This window comes from Flagellimonas hadalis, assembly GCF_007785775.2.
GTDB lineage: Bacteria > Bacteroidota > Bacteroidia > Flavobacteriales > Flavobacteriaceae > Flagellimonas > Flagellimonas hadalis.
In genome coordinates this window covers 1-927 of the sequence record NZ_VNIK02000037.1, presented here as the reverse complement: position 1 = coordinate 927, position 927 = coordinate 1, and the positions used below count along the sequence as shown (strand labels likewise).

The window sequence follows — 927 nt, the reverse complement described above, 5'->3', positions numbered from 1 at the left end:
CGTTAACACGTAGCCCCTGATTGTCCGCCTGCCGCTGGCTCAATTTGAAAACATGGCCATGATTCGGCGCTGAATATCACCGTCTTTGTTGACCAGTGTTTTAGTGACAAACGCTGCATGGTTTTTCGTAGTGTTGTATCCCTTCCAGACTTCATGTGGATCGAGGGCATACGCACAAACCTTACCAGCAACGGGGATTCTAACTAATGCATTTTTTGATTCTAAGTAATTGAGCCACCGAATAATTGTGCTTCTGCTAACTCCAAGTTTTTCAGCTAGGAATTGCTGATCCGCAACGACAGCGCCACACGTAGGATCGATATGCTCCGCTAAAAATGAGTACAGCTTCAGTGCTGATATGCCTTGACTATCCTTCAGCAGCTCTCGAACGCGTTCCCAACCTTTTGGGGATACCTGTGTAAACCTTGAATTCTTCTTTGCTTCTTCGAGATCCTCGGTGTTTTTCTTTGCCTCATCTGAAAGTTGTTTCAGTCGTTTTTCTGAATCAATAAACATGATTTTTTCCCTCTGAAAATCCCATGCACTAACGTTGGTTCAAATCTAAGCCATCATGACACATCTGTGCAACACCTTGTTGCGTGTTGTCGCATCCAGGATGCGACAACGTTGTGTCACCCTGGATGCGACAGGTAAACAAAAAACACACTAAAAAAACAACAACTTACAAATCGGCGTAAAAGATCTATTCTAGGCAAGGGTGTAGCGCGCAACGCAACGCCCTTTTGGGGTGTCGGGGCGAAGCCCTGACCCAGTCACGTAGCGATAGCGGAGTGTATACTGGCTTATTCCGCTACAAGCCTCGCCAGCCGTGATTTTTGCCAGATTTCACGCTCTCAACGCTCAACAGCTCCATCATGGTTTTGCCGTCCGTTCACCGCTAAAACGCCTCAGAAATCGGGACAGGAT

Annotated in this window: 1 protein-coding gene; it reads right to left on the bottom strand. The window is 46.8% G+C overall.

Going from position 1 to position 927, the window contains the following annotated elements:
• Window positions 1-39 precede the first annotated feature (39 nt).
• The gene (locus FOT42_RS17900; protein WP_000469298.1) at window positions 40-516 is read right to left on the bottom strand and encodes a helix-turn-helix domain-containing protein; all 477 of its coding nucleotides are present in this window, start codon (window positions 514-516) and stop codon (window positions 40-42) included.
• Between the last annotated feature and the right edge of the window lie 411 nt (window positions 517-927).

Bases quoted from the DNA above. Each gene is read 5' to 3' on its own strand.
- FOT42_RS17900 (WP_000469298.1), bottom strand. From the start codon at position 516: ATGTTTATTGATTCAGAAAAACGACTGAAACAACTTTCAGATGAGGCA.